Here is a 17105-nt window from a genome sequence, read left to right on the forward strand (position 1 = left end):
CTTTCACCTCATATATCAAATTAATTATTAGAATTAGAAGAGTAGTCGCCACTTGTATTATAACGATCTAATTTCTTTAAAATTTTAAGTTGTTCTCGGTTGTCTCGCACCTGTTGAGCTTGAATATCTTCAATCTGTTGAGACAGCATATCGACACGCTCCTGTAGCTCAACATTTATTTTCTTTACTTCAATCAATGCATGATTATAACTGCTACGAGACAGCCATTTTTTAATGCCAGTAAAGTGCAGCGTACGTTCCGCTATTAACAGGATCGCCACAAATACCAGTGCCAGTGCCATCACTACATAAGAGAAGTAAACGCTACCATCACCAAACCAATGCGAAATCTCACCTAAAGTAAGCGGCGAAATAAACTGACCAAGGTAAATACTACTAACCAACAATGCTGTTGCCATTGCACGACCAGTGCCAGAAGTAATCTTAGTAGCACTGTCGAAGATAACAGGAACTGTACTGCCATACCCAAAACCGAGTATTAAAACCCCTAACCCTAAAAACACGATATATTGGTTTAAGAAGGCAATCATTGAGAAGCCAATAGCCATATAAACCACTTGCAAGGGCACAAAAAATGATTTTAATAACCGACGAAAGAAGGCAACGGACATACCACCAAAGAAACCACCTACCGAACACACAGCTATAATAACGCCATTGACGACAGTATTAGTGATGTCCAGCTCGCTTAGGAAAAGCGCCATATTCGAGGGAATGCCGTAGAAAACAACGAAGGTCAGAATCATATAAATAGTCAGTAGGAAAACCCGACCATCAAAACTGCTTGCTTCTTCATTACCATTACCTTGCGCTTGTTGCGGTGACTTTTTAGGTAGGAAGAAAATCACCATAAACAGTGCCAGAAACGCGATAGCGTAGGCGAGGAAGGAATAGCGCCAGCTTATCATTGCTAAAACGCCTGACACTACAATAGCAATAATACCGCCCAGGTTAGTCGCAGCGCTCTGCAGGCCTAACGTCTTAGTTCTTTCCTCTCCTTCATAGTAATCGGAAATCAGGGTAATCGACAAAGGAATCATTAAACCAATAGCAATCCCTAGTATTACGCGAGTCACCAACATGAACTCCATACTAGGCGATAAAAAACCTCCTATACCGCCGACAAGGTACATAATTAGAGACACAATAAGTATCGACTTTTTGGCAAATCGCTTTGTCAGATATCCCGATACAAATGAGAAAGGAACCACTAAACCGGCATGTAGCGAGGTGAGAAGATTAATCTCGAAGTTAGTAGCATCAGGAAAGGCGAGACCAATCTTGGCAACCGCGGGTGCAATCATCGCGCCTGCCATCACGGTAATCAAGGATATTGAAAGTATCGAAAGTTTTAATATCACGTAGGGCTTCTCCGTTTATCAGTCAATCAAATTGCTTGCTAGCAACTTAATAAATCAAGATAAGCAAAGATAAGACCCGGAAGATTTCAGGGGAGTATCTGTACCACACCAGTACATGACTGCTACGGCTTAACCAGCGTTGCACTGGCTTTAACGAAACCGCAACAATTACAGATTCATTGTACTATTTCCAGTGTGAGAGAGCAATCTCCCGACCCTAAGATTTATGTTGAACGAAAGAGTGGCCGGTGAAAGCACTATCATTAGGCGCTTAGCCCCGGCTAAACTGAATCAATATCATCCATTGATAAGCCTAGCTCTGGAGATTTGACACTTTTAGTCACGATATAGGTGAAGTAGCGCTCAATGCCGGCGTCTGAGACCAGCCACTTATCTATCAATCGTTGGTAGCTATCGATGGTGCGCGCTTCAAACTTCACCAGGTAATCCACCCCACCCCCCACCGCCACGCACTCAGTGACTTCCGGAGTTTGCATCACCAGGGCCTCAAAGCGGGTGAAGCTCTCGGCGTTGTGCTGTTTAAGCTCGATCTGCACCCAAACAGAATTACGCGGCACCAATACCTCGCTATTGATGCGCGCACTGTAGCCCTGAATCACACCAGCTTTTTCCAGCCTTTTTACCCGCTCCCAACAGGGGCTGACCGAGAGGTTGATTGCTTCGGCCAGCTTAGATTTGGTGATCCGCCCATCACGGGAGAGAATATCGAGAATTTTGAGATCGTAACGGTCAAGTTTCATCATGCCGAGGTCTACGCCTCCAGGCGTTCAACAACATCGGCAATCACCGCCAGGGTGTCCCCCATATTGATCAGCGAGGGCGCGCGGCGGGCCATCAGAATACCATCACGCTCTGCTTTGTAAGCCACCGGCTCGGTGCCGCTACGGGTCATGTCGTACACGTAGGCAATGGTTTGACCTTTTTTGACCTCGTCACCCAGCGCTACCAACAGCTCTAATACGCCAGAGTGCTGGCTCTGCACGTAGCAACTGGCGTCGGGCATATCGAGATATATCTGCCCACCAGCGGGCATTTCCACTTCGCCTTCTACTAGGCCATAGTGAATCAGGAAATTGCGCACGCCGCGCTCTGCAATGGCAATGCTTTGCGGCGTGGACGTACCGCCACCGCCCAGTTCAGTGGCCACAAATACCTTGCCCTGGCGCTCGCAGGCGGTGTCGAAGAGTTTTTCCGCGTCCAGCTCAAACATCACCATGGCGTAGGGGGCGCCAAACGCTTTGGCACCTTCCAGAGCGGACTGCTGCTGCGCTTTGTTATCCAGCACGTGAGAGGCGCCGAAAGGCAGAATGTCCAGCGTGCGGCCGCCGGAGTGCAAATCAAGCACCACATCCGCCATGGGTACCAGCACACGGGTGAAGTAGTCGGCAATTTGCGGCGTCACGCTGCCGTTAGGGTCACCTGGGAAGCTGCGATTCAGGTTGCCTTTATCCATCGGCGAGGTGCGCTTGCCTGCCATCACCGCTGGGGTATTCATGCACGGTACGATAATCACTCGGCCCGTGACATCCTCTGCTTTCAGCGTTGAGGAGAGCTTCAGCAGCGAGGTGATGCCTTCGTACTCATCGCCGTGGTTGCCGCCAGTGAGCAGCGCCGTGGGGCCGTCGCCATTCTTAACCACGGTCACGGGGATCATCACCGCCCCCCAGGCCGACTCATCGGTGGAGATAGGCAGCTTTAAAAAACCGTGCTGCACGCCATCGGCTTCAAAATCTACAGTGGCGGAAATCGGACTAGGTCGCATCGTCATGAAAAAATTCCTTTATTTAACCGCTACTATTTAGCCACTATTCCACACATTAGCCACTACTTCACAAACAGCTGGCGGGGAAAGTTGGCCAGGGTTTCGCAGCCAGTATCAGTAATCAAAATACTCTCGGTAATTTCCAGGCCCCAATTCTCTTCCCATAGCCCCGGCATGAAGTGGAACGTCATGCCAGGCTGTAAGACAGTGTCATCCGAGGGGCGCAGACTCATGGTGCGCTCACCCCAGTCGGGCGGGTACGAAATACCGATGGGATAACCACAGCGAGCACCGCCCCGGTCAAACCCGTATTTATCCATCGACGCGCCCAGCGCCATGGCAATATCCGCCGTTCGATTCCCAGGTTTGGCCACTGCCAGGCCGTTTTCAATGCCTTCAAGCAGGGCCGATTCAGCGCGGATAAAATCCGTCGGCGGTGTGCCCAGAAATACCGTGCGCGACATCGGCGCGTGGTAACGCTTGAACACCCCGGCAATCTCAAAGAAGGTGCCCTCGCCTTTGCGAAACGGCGTGTCGTCCCAGGTCAGGTGCGGTGCGGCAGCGTCTTTGCCGGTGGGCAGCATGGGTACAATGGCGGGATAGTCGCCGCCAAATACCTTGCCGTTCTCATCCACAAAGCCTTCGATACCCACGCGATAAATTTCTGACACCAGCTTGCTCTTGGGCAAACCCGGCTCAATGACTTCCAGAATGCGCGTGTGCATGCCTTCCACAATTTTGGCGGCAATGCGCATGTACTCGACTTCCTGGGGCGACTTTATCGCCCGACACCAGTTCACCAGCGCATTGGCATCCATAAAGCGCGCATGGGGCAGCTCGCGCAGCAGGCTTAAATAGGCCTTGGCGGAGAAGTAGTAGTTATCCATCTCCATGCCCACCACGCCCAGATGCCAGCCGCGATCAGGCATGATCGACTGCGCCAGATACTCCATCGGGTGCATGTCCGGATTCTGTACATAGTAATCCGGGTAGTAGGTAATATTATCGGGGTCGATCCAGCAGGTGCGCAGGGCACCATTGGCATCCATGCGCCGTCCGAACCATACCGGCTCGCCTTCAAGGCCCACCAGCACACACTGATGCACATAAAACGACCAACCGTCGTAGCCGGTCAGCCAAGCCATATTGGACGGGTCACTGACGATCAATACGTCAATGCCACGACTGGCCATTTCAGCACGCACTTTCCACAGGCGGGTAGCGTACTCTTCGCGCGTGAAAGGTAGGGAAACCTGAGTCATCGGCCAACTCGCCATTAAAGATCACCAAGAACCAGCGCACTGCCCACTATAGGCACGCAACGCTGGGCCACAGGATCGACCTGGCCACCACCGATCAGGCGTCGGGGTTGCATCTGCTGCCGTTGCAGCAGGCCCGCCAATGTCGTCTTAAGCCGATACTAGCACCGACCCTTGGTCAACGGTCAAAGGCTTTATGACAAAAAGTGCATACGGCATCGTTATTTGCACTAAGCAAGCTTGCAACCGCCTTTAGCGCTCACCATGATAACCTGCAGTGATAACACGTTTAGCAAGAGGGGAACGGGATGAAAATTGTCGTGCATATTGATGAAGCTGCGCAGTGGCAAGCGGCGCTTGCGGAAGCATTGCCCCAAGCCACCGTACTGACCAGCGAGGCGCCAGCGGATGAGCGTAAAGGGGCTGACTATCTCGCTATCTGGAAGGCCCCCGCACACTTACTGCAAGAGCAGAACCAGCTCAAAGGCATCATTAATTTAGGCGCAGGGGTGGATTACCTCCTCAAAACCCCTGGCCTGCCTGAAGACGTACCCATCGTAAAGTTACGCGATGCGGGTATGGGCGAGCTAATGGCCGATTACGTCCTCTATGGCGTGCTGCACTTCTACCGCAGCATGGATCGTTACGCGGAACAGCAGCATAGCGCCACTTGGCAACCGCAAGAGGTGGTGGAAAAATCTCAGTGGCCGGTGGGTGTATTAGGCCTGGGGGCTATTGGCAGCTCTGTCGCCAGCGCCTTGCAGCAAGCGGGCTTCCCGGTGCTGGGCTGGAGCCGCTCACCCAAGCAGATCAGCGGAGTGCGCTGTTTTCACGGCGACGACGGGCTAACAGAACTGCTCGGCCAGGTGCAAAGCCTTGTCACTATTCTCCCCGACACGGCCGCCACTCAACACATTCTTAACGCTGAGCGGCTGGCCCAGCTGCCCAAAGGCGCTAGTGTGATTAACCCTGGTAGGGGTAGCTTGATTGATGAGCAGGCGCTGCTGGACGCGCTGGGAAGCGCCGGTCAGCCTGGCCACTTACGCGGTGCACTGCTGGATGTATTCCATGAAGAGCCGCTGCCTACTGACAATCCGCTATGGAAACATCCCAGGGTCGTTGTCACACCGCATATGGCGGCGCCTACCCCACTTAACGATGCCATCGACCAAGTGATCTCTTACTTGCATGCTTTTGAATCGGGAGAAAAGCTCTCCACGATCAACCCGGAGGCAGGTTACTGACGACGCCCTCACCCGCTATACTGGCGCGCTGGGAACCAAGTGCAGCCTAAAGGCTCTTAGGAAGATACGTTTTTATGGAGGAAAGGCTCTTGGTCAATGTTCTCGCACGACTGCCTGGCCGCGCGCTAGCAGGGTTGGGGATGAGTTTTGCCGTCTTATGTTCTAGCGACATGGCGTTAGCAGCAGACACACTCAAAGACCCGCAGCTCTTTGAAGCCCCCAGGCCTTTTGAAGCACAGTACCGGCTTGAGGTTCGCGGTTGGCCGGGAGCGACTATCACCCATCGCCTCTCTAACGAAGGAAATCACTGGTTAAGCGATATGCGCTTTTCGGTCGCCGTGGCGCGCGGCCAGGAGTTCAGCCGTTTTTCGCTGAATGAGCATGATACCCATGCGTTGCTCTATAGCAGTAGCTATTCGTTGCTCGGCGTCGGTGACAGCTATCAATTGAGCGAACGGGATATACCCACCTTAGACCGCCAGACGGCGCTCTTTGACCTATCGCGCCGAGCAGGGCACGAAAGCTGTACAGAGCGCACCCCCTGCGACATTGAGTTTGTCGATCACAAAGGGCGTGATGAGCACTTCCAATACTATGTTGATAAACAACGGATAACTGATCCCGGCAGCATTGGCATGCCTGGCGACGAGTTCGAAGCGCTAAACGTTTCGCTCATCGATGTTGAAAAGCCTAACCGTCTTCTCCAGATCCGTTTTCACCCTGACTGGCCCGGCCTGATTCTATCGGTGGTGTACCAAAAAGAGGGCCGCCGTGAAACCCAGCTCACACTGACTAACTTCCAACCAAACGGGGGCGTGTCGCCCTAAATGCTATCGGGTTTATTGATTGTTCTACTACCGCTTTTACTCGGCTATTTGGTTCGCATTCGTTCCACGCAGCTCCAGAACCTAATCAACAGCGCAGTTAATAGCTCGGTCTATCTGATCCTACTGTTCATGGGAATAAGCCTTGCTGGCCTTGAAAATCTCTCTAGTCAGCTTTCACGCTTGGGCGGCAACGCCTTGCTGTTATTTAGCATTACCACGCTTTTTAACTTAGCAGCGCTATGGTGGCTATCGCGGCGTTTAACGCTTAAGGCAGGCAACTCACCGGTGATCAAAGACGCCCCCACCAGCAAGCTGGCGGCCATGCAGGGGTCGCTGTTATTGGTCGCCGTGGTGGCTGGAGGCGTTATCACTGGCCTGTTGCTGGGGCCACACCTGGGTGAAAAGCTTTTCAACACCGCAGATGTATTGGCCGAGTGGGTACTCTATGTCTTACTAGCGTTGATCGGCTGCCAATTGCGTAACTCCGGCATGCCGCTCAAACAGATTTTGCTCAACCGCATGGGGCTGGCGATTGCGGTGACGCTGGCAATAAGTTCGCTGCTGGCAGGTTTGGCCGCCGCCCCGCTGCTCTCGCTGAGCTGGAACGAAGGCCTGGCGATGGCGTCTGGCTTTGGTTGGTATTCACTTTCCGCCATCTTGATCGGCGACCAGTTGGGCCCTTTAATGGGCGGTGTGGCGTTTTTTAACGATCTCACCCGTGAATTGCTGGCGTTTATCCTGATCCCGCTGGTCATCCACCGCCACACCGCGCTGGCGATTGGCTACGGCGGCGCCACCTCCATGGACTTCACCCTACCCGTTATTCAGCAGCACGGCGGCGTAGCCTGCGTACCTATTGCGGTAGTCAGCGGGTTTATTCTCTCGCTACTCTCACCGCCACTGATTCTGTTTTTTCTTTCGCTGTCGGGTTAGCTGTTTAAGCAATAGAGCAAGCGTGCGCGCTCTAAGTGCTTACGCATCTCCTCTACAGCTGCCTCTTTGTCGCCCTGCTCAATACAGTCAATAATTTTGGCATGCTCCAGCAGGGTAATATCTTCATTTCCCTCCCAGTGCAGCAAGCTCGCGTGAAAACGCGCCAGCCAGCCCAGCATGGCTTGGCTAGTTGCCATAAAAATGGGATTGCGGGTTATCCCGGCAATGGCGGTATGAAATGCCATATCGACCTCAATAAAGGCCTGAGCATCGCCATTTAAATGCCCGCGCTGTTGCCCTAACAGCTCTCTCAAATGAGCAATGTCTGCCTCAGAGGCCTGCCCTGTCGCCTTCTCCACCATACCCAGTTCAAAGAATGTGCGTGCTTCTTTGAGTTGCTCAAGCGACTGTGACGAGCTAGCTAGCATATGACGAGCGGTTAAATCGATCTGCGACATCAACCCCACCGCCGTCGGCTGCAGTACTTTAGGTCGCTGGCCATGATTTATTTCAACCAGCCCGATACGTTCGAGTGTTTGCATCGCCTCTCGAATGGCCGGCCTTCCCACACCATAGCTATCCATCAGCTCGCGCTCAGAAGGCAGTGTATCTCCAGGCTTGTACTGGCCCGCCTCAATCATTTCATACAAACGATCAAACACCTCATCTGACAGCTTGCGCCGAGTAATTTTAGGGGCTGGTTGCACGGCTATTTCTCCTCGCAAGCCAAATAGCGGCTTGGTTATCCATTAAGCATCAGCAGTCTAGCGCTGCAGTTCAATAAATTGGGCAAATTTTACTTAAATACGACCAAAGCAGCATTTGACAGACTGCTATAGATATTATGTCATCATACCAGTTGCCAGGTAAACAACCTTCCTATTTTCTCTTTCGGCAACCACATGGCTAACGCCATACAACATATTCACTGGAGTCTGCTATGACCAATATTGCCCTTATCGGCGCTGGCGGAAAAATGGGTTACCGCCTGTCGAGCAACTTAAAACAATCGGATTACATCGTTAGACACGTCGAGTTGAGTAACGCAGGCCGCCAACGTCTATCAGAAGGCCTTGGGATAAGCTGCGTAGATGCCAAGCAGGCGGTGCCTGACGCTCAAGTGGTGATACTCGCGGTTCCCGATACCTTAGTGGGGCGGGTCGCTGAAGAGCTATCACCACTGATGGCCAGCGGCACCATGGTAATCACACTGGATGCCGCGGCGCCTTTTGCTGGCCACCTGCCCAACCGTGACGACTTGGTCTACTTCGTGACGCACCCTTGTCACCCACCGATCTTCAATGATGAAACAGATCTAGATGCCAAGCGCGACTACTTTGGCGGCGCCAAGGCAAAGCAGCACATCGTCAATGCCCTGATGCAGGGGCCTGAAGAGCTTTATGCATTAGGCGAAGCAATCGCTAAAACCATTTATGCGCCGGTGGTTCGTTCGCATCGAGTATCGGTTGAGCAGATGGCACTGCTAGAGCCGGGTCTTTCTGAAACCGTATGCGCCACGCTGCTGGTAGTTATGCGCGAAGCGATGGATGAAGTCGTCGCCCGCGGCGTTGACCAAGAGTGCGCGCGCGACTTTTTGCTTGGCCATATGAATATTCTGGCGGCAGTCATTTTCGATGAGCAACCCGGCGTATTCTCTGATGCTTGCAACAAAGCCATTGAGAATGGCAAACCACAATTGATGCGCGATGACTGGAAACGCGTATTTGAACCTGAAGAAATTGCCGAAAGCATTCGGCGTATTACCTAGCACTGCTGTGTCACAAACATCGTCATAAAAACCTAAGCTCTACCGCTAATTACAATAAACTGGAGTAGAACATGACCACTTACAAGCTCAACAAAATCTCGACCAGCATTGCGGCTACCTTCGCCTCCGCCCTTGCACTGGCCGCCAGTACCTCAGCGTTTGCCGTTCAAGAGATGAACCTAGCGTTCACGCCACCGCTCAACTCCCACTATGGTGAGGCTGGCCAAGCGTTTGCCGAAGAGATTGATCGGCTTAGCGATGGTGAGTTTAAAATCAACCTGCGCCCTGCTAGTGCATTAGGTGGCGAGCGCGACGTGCTTGAAGGGTTACAAATCGGTTCAGTGGAGCTGACGCTAACCTCAACCGGTCCTATCGGTAATTTCGTCCCCTCGGTTTACGCTCTCGATTTCCCATTTTTGTTCCGCGACTACGATCACGCCCATAAAGTGCTGGATGGCGAGATTGGTCAATCGCTACTGGAGGAATTCGAAGATGAAGGCTTAATTGGTTTGGCCTGGGCGGAAAACGGTTTTCGACACTTAACCAATAGCGTGCGTCCTGTTGAAACGCCCGAAGACATGCAAGGCATGAAGATTCGCACCATGGAAAACCAAGTGCATCTGGAAACCTTCAAAGCCTTGGGCGCCGCGCCAACGCCCATTTCTTGGACAGAAGTCATTACCGCCCTACAGCAAGGCACCATCGACGGCCAAGAAAACCCGATACCCATTTTGACCGTTAACAATATGTGGGAGATCCAGGATTACCTGACACTGACTGGCCACGTTTACTCCCCCACGGCTCTAGTGATGTCCAAGATCTATTGGGATGATCTGAGTGAAGAGCAGCAGGGCTGGTTCCGAGAAGCCGCCCAGGTAGCCGCTCAAACCTCGCGCGATGCCGTTCAGCGTATTGAAGAAGAAGGCGTAGAACTGCTGCGTAGTAACGGTATGGAAGTGGTGACCGAGATCGATTACGAGCAGTTCCGTGCCGCCGCCGAGCCTGCCTACGAGCGCTACGCAGATCAGTATGGCAGTGAGCTACTAGAGCGTATCCGCGCAACCGAGTGAGTCATTCTCTGCTGCATGCCTCCCTCTCGGGAGGCACTTTCTCCCCGACGATGAGGTTTACGCTTATGTTGTCGCTTCTCAATAGCTTGGCCCAGGCGCTTATCAAGCTCACTCATAACCTTGCTGCAATACTTCTCGCCATTGCGGTCGCTTTAGTCTCCTTCCAAGTCTTTACCCGTTTCATTCTCGGCGACCCCGCAGCCTGGTCAGAAATCCTAGCGCGAGGATTAATTATCTGGAGCGTTTTTTTAGTCAGTGCTGCGGCTTTCTGGTACGGCGCCATGATTTCCATTGACCTTTTCCTTGATCGCTTGCCACCGCGCTTACGCATCTATGGCCAGCGGTTGGTGTGCACCGCCGTATTAACACTGCTCACTATTCTTGTCTGGCAAGGGTACCTGATATCACTGCGCGTATCAGGCCAGCAAATCGCCATGCTCGAAATCCCCATGTCATGGTTTTATGCCTCTATACCCACTGGCTGCGCCGTCGCCATCGTCGCAGTAGTCGCACGCCAGCTCTGCGCCGAATATCAGCATCATCAGAACCAACACCGCACAAACCCTATTCGTACTGATATAGGAGAAACGCTATGAATCTGGCGATCGGCTCAGCGTTGATCGCGTTGTTTGCCTTGTCGATACCCATTGCGGTTGCCATCGCCTTAACCGCGGTGATTGGTCTTTATTTCTTCAGCAGCGTTCCGCTCATGGTCGTCCCACAGCGCATGTTCGTGGGGTTGGATAGTTTTCCGCTGATGGCGGTGCCGTTCTTTATTTTAGCCGGCCATATCATGAGCAACGGCGGCATAGCCACACGCATGGTTGAATTTGCCCGCTCACTGGTAGGTGGAATTCAGGGCGGCTTAGCCTGTACCTGCGTAGTGACATGCATGATGTTTGCCGCTATCTCAGGCTCCAGCGTGGCCACGACCTTTGCCATCGGCGCCATCTTGATTCCTGCCATGGTAGCCCGTGGCTACCCGCCACCGATGGCCGCCTCTATCCAGGCCTCCTCAGCGGAACTGGGTATTATCATTCCCCCTTCTGTGCCATTGATTCTCTACGGTGTCAGCACAGAAACCTCCATTACCCAGCTGTTTCTCGCTGGCTTCGGCCCCGGCCTAATGATCGGGTTAGCCCTGATTGTGATGGTCATTATTTGGTGTCGCTTAAAAGGCTATGGCACACAGGATGGTGATTTACGCTCACCGATTTGGCCCGCCTTTCGCAGTGCCTTTCTCGCTCTGTTAATGCCAGTCATTATTATCGGTGGGATTTACGGCGGCATTTTTACCCCCACCGAAGCCTCCGCGGTGGCTGTGTTGTATGGGCTGTTTTTAGGCATGGTGGTTTATCGCACCATAAAACTGAGTGATCTGCCGCGTATTTTCCGCGAGAGCGCCCTATCAGCAGGTTCGATTATGCTGATTATTGCTGCGGCCTCCATCCTAAGTTTTGTCATTGGACGTTCAGGCTTGGCCAGTGATATTGGCGTCTGGGCCCAAAGCACCTTTGATAATCGCTACACCTTCCTACTAGCCATCAACATGCTGCTACTGGTGGTCGGCATGTTTATCGAGACCTCCGCCGCCATTTTGATTCTTGCCCCCATCTTGGCCCCCATTGCGATTGGGTTCGGCATTGACCCAGTGCATTTCGGCATCGTGATCGTCGTGAATTTAGCGTTGGGTATGTTTACCCCGCCTCTAGGGGTGAATCTTTTTGCCGCCGCGCAAGTAGCCAAGCTACCCGTTGAACAGCTATTTCGCTTTTTGCTGCCGCCGGTACTCACCATCATCACCTGCCTGATGCTGATTACCTATGTGCCGATGATCTCGCTGTTTCTACGCGATCTTCTTTTTTGAACTGTCGGAGTCGAATTGATGAGCACACGTATTCACGCCCGCTACCTGATTGAGACGCCCTACCCGGTCGAACATGCGGCTCAAGTCATGGCTGGTGAGCAGTCGTCCGGCACGTTTACGCGCTTAGCCAATGAAACCGACGCCCTGCGGGAAGCCCACGGTGCGGTCGTCGAAAACATTGAGACACTGGACGCGGCTGAGACACCTTCGCTGCCCATGCGCGCTGATCTGGCGCCGCAAGGCTACACTCTGTTTCAGCGCGCACTAGTCGAGCTCTCCTGGCCGCTGGAAAACATGGGCCCCTCTCTGCCGAATCTAGTGTCTACCGTTGCGGGCAACCTGTTTGAGCTCAAAGAGTTTTCCGCACTCAAGTTACTGGATATCGACTTACCCAGCGCTTTTGCCAACGCCTACCCTGGCCCCCAGTTTGGCACCACTGGCACGCGCCAACTAACCGGCATTACCAGCGGCCCGCTGATTGGTACCATTATCAAGCCCAGCGTGGGTTTATCTCCGGCTGAAACCGCTGACATGGTGGCTCAACTCGTGGCAGGAGGTATTGATTTTATTAAAGACGACGAGCTGCAGGCCAACGGCCCTCATAACCCACTGAGAGCGCGCGTCGATGCCATTATGCCGATCATCAATGCCCATGCAGAGCGCACCGGTAAAAAGGTCATGTACGCCTTTAATATCAGCGGTGATATCGACGAAATGCGCGCACAGCATGACTACGTGGTGGCCGCTGGCGGCACCTGCGTCATGGTCGCTATCAACAGCGTGGGCTTAGCAGGAGTAGCGCACTTGCGCCGCCACTGCCAGGTCGCGCTGCACGGCCACCGTGCTGGCTGGGGCATGTTGAGCCGCTCACCTCACTTGGGGATGGCGTTTGACGCTTACCATAAATTGTGGCGGCTAGCAGGCGTGGATCATATTCACGTTAATGGCCTGCGCAATAAATTCAGCGAAGAGGACGCTAGCGTAATCAATAGCGCTCGAGCCTGCCAAACAGCGATGTTTGAGGCACCTGCAGAGGGTTATCAGATTATGCCGGTCTTCTCTTCGGGGCAAAGCGCCGCCCAAGTGGCTGATACCTATCAGGCACTTGGCAATAGCGATCTGATTTACTGCTGTGGCGGCGGCATCATGGCTCACCCTGGTGGTATTGCCGGTGGGGTAGCAAGCCTACGCCAGGGGTGGCAAGCAGCCATGTCGGGCATCCCGTTGGCAACCTATGCCCGAGAGCACCGAGAGCTTGCCCAGGCAATGGAGACCTTTAGCGTATGAACACGCCTCTTCTTCTCTCCTATTACGGCGATGACCTCACTGGTTCGACCGATGTCATGGAAGCGTTAAGCCTCCACGGGGTAAAAACAGTGCTTTTCCTGGCCCCACCTAATGAAGACCAGTTAGCCCCGTTTGCCGATTTTCCAGCGATTGGCCTTGCGGGTACCAGCCGCAGCGAATCACCTGAATGGATGGAAACACACCTCACCAACGCCCTGGCATGGCTGCAATCCCTTAACGCTTCACTGTGTCACTATAAGGTATGTTCCACCTTCGATAGCGCACCGGATATTGGCAATATCGGCAAAGCGCTGGAAATAGGCAAAGCCCTGTTCGCGCAAAGCTGCGTGCCGCTAGTGGTCGGTGCCCCCCAGCTAAAGCGCTATACCGTATTTGGCCAACATTTTGCTGCCTTCGATGGCGAGGTTCACCGTATTGATCGTCACCCAGTAATGAGCCGCCATCCAGTAACGCCCATGGCAGAAGCCGATTTAAGGCTTCATTTGGCTAAACAAACCCTACTCTCCATCGGTTTAGCCGACGTACTGTGCATCGAATCAGCCGATACCGATTCCCTGGTTGACCAACTAAGCCGCTCGAATGACGTATTGCTCTACGACACGCTGAACCGCAACCATCAGGCAAAAGTGGGCGCACAGCTATGGCGAACGCGCTTATCCGAGGGCAGCTACGTAGTGGGTTCATCCGCTGTAGAGTATGCGTTAGTAGATATTTGGCGAGAGCAGGCCCTCATTCCCCTAAGCCCACCTGTGTTCTCCTCTCCTGGAGCGGTTGAACAAATTGCTGTGGTCTCAGGAAGTTGCTCTGAAGTAACTGCCCGGCAAATTCGATACGCGGAAACCAACAAATTTCGCGCTATTGCCATTGATGTCGTCAAACTTATCGACGATCAGGCGCATACCGACACCATGAACAAGGCATTGAAAGAGGCTATCGAGGCACTCAATCAGGGCGAAAGCGTCATTGTGTACACTGCCATGGGGCCAAACAGTGATGCAGATGCAGTGCATCGGGGCGGGGAAAAGGCACGCCACCTTATTGGTCGCTCGTTAGGTCAGTTATTACGCCAGATGGTAGAAGCCCATGGGCTTAAGCGCATAGTGATCGCTGGGGGCGACACTTCCAGCCATGCGCTTAGCCAACTTGGCGTACATGCCCTAACCACGCGCCTACCGCTGCCGGAAACACCGGGATCGCCGCTCTGCATCGCCTATAGCGACCAGCCAGCCTTTGATGGTTTGGAAGTCGCCTTAAAAGGCGGACAGATCGGGAGTGAAAGCTACTTTCTCAGCATTCGTGACGGCATCGCCTAGGCTTGTTAACCCGACTAGTGTTGTAGCGACCTGAATTCGGTAGGATTAGCATCATCGCTCGTTTCACCGCCCAGGATGACCGCCCTTCATGCTCAACGGAATTTGGTTAAGCTTCTTTATCGCGGCCTTTGCGGCTTCGCTTTGGCAGTGGTTAGTGGGCGGCGACAGCGAGGTATTTGCCCGCTTGGTGCAGTCGCTGTTCGATATGGCGAAAGTGAGCGTCGATATTATCCTGGTGCTGCTGGGCACCATGACGCTGTGGCTGGGGTTTCTTTCGATTGCCGAAAAAGCGGGCTTGATTCGCTTGCTGGGGCGGGTGCTCGATCCGTTGTTCTGCCGCTTAATGCCTGAGGTTCCCCGCGGCCACCCTGCTATGGGGCTGATCAGTATGAACTTCGCGGCTAATATCCTGGGCCTGGATAACGCCGCCACGCCGATTGGTATCAAGGCGATGCACTCGCTGCAGAGCCTTAACCCCAGCAACGAGACCGCCAGCAACGCGCAAATTCTGTTTCTGGTGCTCAATACCTCATCGCTCACGCTATTGCCGGTAACCATTTTTATGTACCGCGCTCAGCAAGGTGCTGCCGATCCCACGCTGGTGTTTTTACCTATTCTTTTAGCCACAACCGCCTCTAGCCTCGCAGGGCTGCTAGCTGTCTCGGTAATACAGCGCTTAAAGCTATGGCAGCCCATTGTGCTTGCCTACTTACTCGCCGCTGCACTTGCCTTGGGGCTTTTAATTACCACACTAGCGGGGATGTCCGCTCAAGCGCTGGCCGCAGCCTCTACACTGGTCGGCAACCTGACGCTATTTAGCATTGTGATGATGTTTCTGGTAGTCGGCGCGCTGCGTGGAGTTAGGGTGTATGACGCTTTTATCGAAGGCGCCAAGGAGGGGCTGAGCTTTACCATTACGCTATTGCCTTACTTGATTGCCATGCTGGTGGCGGTCGGCGTACTGCGCGCCAGCGGCGTGCTAGACGCGGGCCTTAGCGGCATCCGCTGGCTGGTAGAGGGCTTTGGCTGGGACACCCGCTTTGTAGATGCCCTACCCACCGCCTTTGTGAAACCGCTTTCCGGCAGCGGTTCCCGCGCCATGATGATCGAAACCATGGACACCTTCGGCGTCGATAGCTTTCCAGGCCTGCTTGCGGCCACTATGCAAGGCAGTACCGAAACCACCTTTTATGTGCTGGCGGTTTACTTCGGCGCTGTGGGCATCTCCCGTATTCGTCACGGTTTGGGTTGCGCCTTAGTGGCAGACGCTGCGGGCATCATCACAGCCATTTTAGTGTGCTACTGGTTCTTTGGCTGAACTGTGAACCAGTAGCTTTCGCTCATGGCATACAGCGTCTACTTTATAGGTGAGTGTCGAAAGGTCTGCAGGCAGCAGATCAGGAGCCCTGCTAAGCAAAGGATATGCGTTTAAACAGCCGTCGCTCCCGGATGTTAACCGCTCAAGGATGAAAGGTGAAATTATGGCAGGCGCCAGCACTATGTTGATTGCGCTCGCAGCTTTTTTCTGGGGAATTTCCGGAGGAATCGCGGGCATTTTGTTAGACGACGGCTGGGATGCAGCCGTCGTGTCGTTTTATCGGGGGTTTGTAGGGCTTCTCTTCGCACTTGGCTGGCTGCTGCTTCAACGTCGGCATAGTGGCCTGAACAACAGACGGCTTTGGCTCTGGTCTGTGGTGGCTGGCCTGGGTGTGGCAGGCAACTTTACGTTCTATTTTCTGAGCATTGAGTATGGCAACGTTGCAGTCGCTGCCACCTTGATGTACTGCGCTCCGGTGTTTGTCTATCTCGTCTCCTTTGCCTTGAAGCTCGAGCGGCCCACCGCTGCCAAGTGGCTCGCCATCGCGCTGGTTATGGTGGGTATTGTGCTGTTAACCAAGCTCTATGCAATAGGCGCAAGCGGCCTCTCGCTCATTGGCGTAGGCACGGGACTACTTGCCGGGCTCTCCTATGCTGTGTTCATTTTTGGTTTTAAATACGCGGCGCCCCATGGCAGCCCCCAGGCAATACTTTCGGTTGCCTTCAGCGTACTGGCCATCGCCCTGCTGTTGCCAACGGACATTAACCAGGCTGTCAGCGTCATTAGCGCACCGGAGCTGCCACTATTTTTAGCGCTAGGCATTCTCGGCGCGGGGCTATCATTTCTGCTGTACGTGGTAGGTATCAAACATGCGGCACCTGCGCTGGCTTCCATGATCGCCATGGTCGAGCCGGTCACTGCTACCCTGTTTGGGGTAGCAGTGTTAAACGAGAGCCTGGGGGTTATTCAAATGCTAGGTATGGGGATCATCTTGGTAACTGTATCCGCGCTGAGTGTTACCTCCCGTTAATGG

At 53.5% G+C, this 17105-nt stretch carries 16 protein-coding genes; 11 read left to right on the forward strand and 5 right to left on the reverse strand.

The window, feature by feature from the left end; all coding sequences use genetic code 11:
- Positions 1–20: 20 nt before the first annotated feature.
- The 4 genes from QT231_RS05820 to doeA all read right to left on the reverse strand — a co-directional run bounded on the left by QT231_RS05820 (position 21) and on the right by doeA (position 4427).
- Entirely contained in the window at positions 21–1382 is a 1362-nt protein-coding gene (locus QT231_RS05820) for an MFS transporter (protein ID WP_308335974.1), read from the reverse strand.
- 281 nt (positions 1383–1663) lie between these two features.
- Positions 1664–2146, reverse strand: a complete 483-nt coding sequence (locus tag QT231_RS05825; protein WP_308335975.1) for an Lrp/AsnC family transcriptional regulator — start codon at positions 2144–2146, stop codon at positions 1664–1666.
- Positions 2147–2154: 8 nt separating this feature from the next.
- Complete coding sequence (gene doeB / locus QT231_RS05830; protein ID WP_308335977.1) at positions 2155–3171, reverse strand: N(2)-acetyl-L-2,4-diaminobutanoate deacetylase DoeB; 1017 nt, start codon at positions 3169–3171, stop codon at positions 2155–2157.
- Positions 3172–3227: 56 nt separating this feature from the next.
- Entirely contained in the window at positions 3228–4427 is a 1200-nt protein-coding gene (gene doeA, locus QT231_RS05835; RefSeq protein ID WP_308335978.1) for an ectoine hydrolase DoeA, read from the reverse strand.
- A gap of 305 nt (positions 4428–4732) precedes the next feature.
- Between doeA and QT231_RS05840 the strand changes: the two genes are divergently transcribed.
- From QT231_RS05840 to QT231_RS05850, 3 genes are all read left to right on the forward strand, one after another.
- Entirely contained in the window at positions 4733–5668 is a 936-nt protein-coding gene (locus QT231_RS05840; RefSeq protein ID WP_308335979.1) for a glyoxylate/hydroxypyruvate reductase A, read from the forward strand.
- A 74-nt stretch (positions 5669–5742) separates the two neighbouring features.
- Positions 5743–6495, forward strand: a complete 753-nt coding sequence (locus tag QT231_RS05845) for a hypothetical protein (RefSeq protein ID WP_308335980.1) — start codon at positions 5743–5745, stop codon at positions 6493–6495.
- Positions 6496–7428 carry a lysine exporter LysO family protein gene (locus QT231_RS05850; protein ID WP_308335981.1) on the forward strand — a complete coding sequence of 311 codons (933 nt, stop codon included), beginning with the start codon at positions 6496–6498 and terminating at the stop codon, positions 7426–7428.
- On the opposite strand, the gene nanR is transcribed toward QT231_RS05850, so the two are convergent.
- Positions 7425–8135, reverse strand: a complete 711-nt coding sequence (nanR, locus tag QT231_RS05855; protein WP_308335982.1) for a transcriptional regulator NanR — start codon at positions 8133–8135, stop codon at positions 7425–7427. The genes QT231_RS05850 and nanR overlap by 4 nt on opposite strands.
- A 233-nt stretch (positions 8136–8368) precedes the next feature.
- Here nanR and QT231_RS05860 point away from each other — a divergent pair, with 233 nt between their 5' ends.
- The 8 genes from QT231_RS05860 to QT231_RS05895 all read left to right on the forward strand — a co-directional run bounded on the left by QT231_RS05860 (position 8369) and on the right by QT231_RS05895 (position 17102).
- On the forward strand, positions 8369–9196 hold the full coding sequence (locus QT231_RS05860; protein WP_308335983.1) for a phosphogluconate dehydrogenase C-terminal domain-containing protein: 828 nt from the start codon (positions 8369–8371) through the stop codon (positions 9194–9196).
- Between the two features lie 71 nt (positions 9197–9267).
- Positions 9268–10266, forward strand: a complete 999-nt coding sequence (locus QT231_RS05865) for a TRAP transporter substrate-binding protein (RefSeq protein WP_308335984.1) — start codon at positions 9268–9270, stop codon at positions 10264–10266.
- A 65-nt stretch (positions 10267–10331) separates the two neighbouring features.
- Complete coding sequence (locus QT231_RS05870; RefSeq protein ID WP_308335985.1) at positions 10332–10862, forward strand: TRAP transporter small permease; 531 nt, start codon at positions 10332–10334, stop codon at positions 10860–10862.
- Positions 10859–12133: a TRAP transporter large permease gene (locus QT231_RS05875; RefSeq protein ID WP_308335986.1), complete on the forward strand. Its 1275-nt coding sequence runs from the start codon at positions 10859–10861 to the stop codon at positions 12131–12133. The genes QT231_RS05870 and QT231_RS05875 overlap by 4 nt, the downstream gene beginning before the upstream one ends.
- Before the next feature lie 18 nt (positions 12134–12151).
- The gene (locus tag QT231_RS05880) at positions 12152–13420 is read left to right on the forward strand and encodes a ribulose-bisphosphate carboxylase large subunit family protein (protein WP_308335987.1); all 1269 of its coding nucleotides are present in this window, start codon (positions 12152–12154) and stop codon (positions 13418–13420) included.
- On the forward strand, positions 13417–14754 hold the full coding sequence (locus QT231_RS05885) for a four-carbon acid sugar kinase family protein (RefSeq protein WP_308335988.1): 1338 nt from the start codon (positions 13417–13419) through the stop codon (positions 14752–14754). Before QT231_RS05880 ends, QT231_RS05885 begins: the two co-directional genes overlap by 4 nt.
- Before the next feature lie 88 nt (positions 14755–14842).
- Positions 14843–16072, forward strand: coding sequence for a nucleoside recognition domain-containing protein (locus QT231_RS05890; RefSeq protein WP_308335989.1), 1230 nt, complete (start codon positions 14843–14845; stop codon positions 16070–16072).
- A 163-nt stretch (positions 16073–16235) separates the two neighbouring features.
- Complete coding sequence (locus QT231_RS05895; protein ID WP_308335990.1) at positions 16236–17102, forward strand: DMT family transporter; 867 nt, start codon at positions 16236–16238, stop codon at positions 17100–17102.
- Positions 17103–17105 lie beyond the last annotated feature (3 nt).

It is taken from the genome of Halomonas sp. SpR1 (genome assembly GCF_031010175.1).
Taxonomy (GTDB): domain Bacteria; phylum Pseudomonadota; class Gammaproteobacteria; order Pseudomonadales; family Halomonadaceae; genus Vreelandella.

Coding starts and splice junctions, on each gene's coding strand:
- QT231_RS05890 (WP_308335989.1), top strand. CDS start 14,843: ATGCTCAACGGAATTTGGTTAAGCTTCTTTATCGCGGCCTTTGCGGCT.
- QT231_RS05850 (WP_308335981.1), top strand. CDS start 6,496: ATGCTATCGGGTTTATTGATTGTTCTACTACCGCTTTTACTCGGCTAT.
- QT231_RS05860 (WP_308335983.1), top strand. CDS start 8,369: ATGACCAATATTGCCCTTATCGGCGCTGGCGGAAAAATGGGTTACCGC.
- QT231_RS05880 (WP_308335987.1), top strand. CDS start 12,152: ATGAGCACACGTATTCACGCCCGCTACCTGATTGAGACGCCCTACCCG.
- QT231_RS05870 (WP_308335985.1), top strand. CDS start 10,332: ATGTTGTCGCTTCTCAATAGCTTGGCCCAGGCGCTTATCAAGCTCACT.
- QT231_RS05875 (WP_308335986.1), top strand. CDS start 10,859: ATGAATCTGGCGATCGGCTCAGCGTTGATCGCGTTGTTTGCCTTGTCG.
- QT231_RS05885 (WP_308335988.1), top strand. CDS start 13,417: ATGAACACGCCTCTTCTTCTCTCCTATTACGGCGATGACCTCACTGGT.
- QT231_RS05840 (WP_308335979.1), top strand. CDS start 4,733: ATGAAAATTGTCGTGCATATTGATGAAGCTGCGCAGTGGCAAGCGGCG.
- QT231_RS05825 (WP_308335975.1), bottom strand. CDS start 2,146: ATGATGAAACTTGACCGTTACGATCTCAAAATTCTCGATATTCTCTCC.
- doeB (WP_308335977.1), bottom strand. CDS start 3,171: ATGACGATGCGACCTAGTCCGATTTCCGCCACTGTAGATTTTGAAGCC.
- QT231_RS05845 (WP_308335980.1), top strand. CDS start 5,743: ATGGAGGAAAGGCTCTTGGTCAATGTTCTCGCACGACTGCCTGGCCGC.
- QT231_RS05895 (WP_308335990.1), top strand. CDS start 16,236: ATGGCAGGCGCCAGCACTATGTTGATTGCGCTCGCAGCTTTTTTCTGG.
- QT231_RS05865 (WP_308335984.1), top strand. CDS start 9,268: ATGACCACTTACAAGCTCAACAAAATCTCGACCAGCATTGCGGCTACC.
- doeA (WP_308335978.1), bottom strand. CDS start 4,427: ATGACTCAGGTTTCCCTACCTTTCACGCGCGAAGAGTACGCTACCCGC.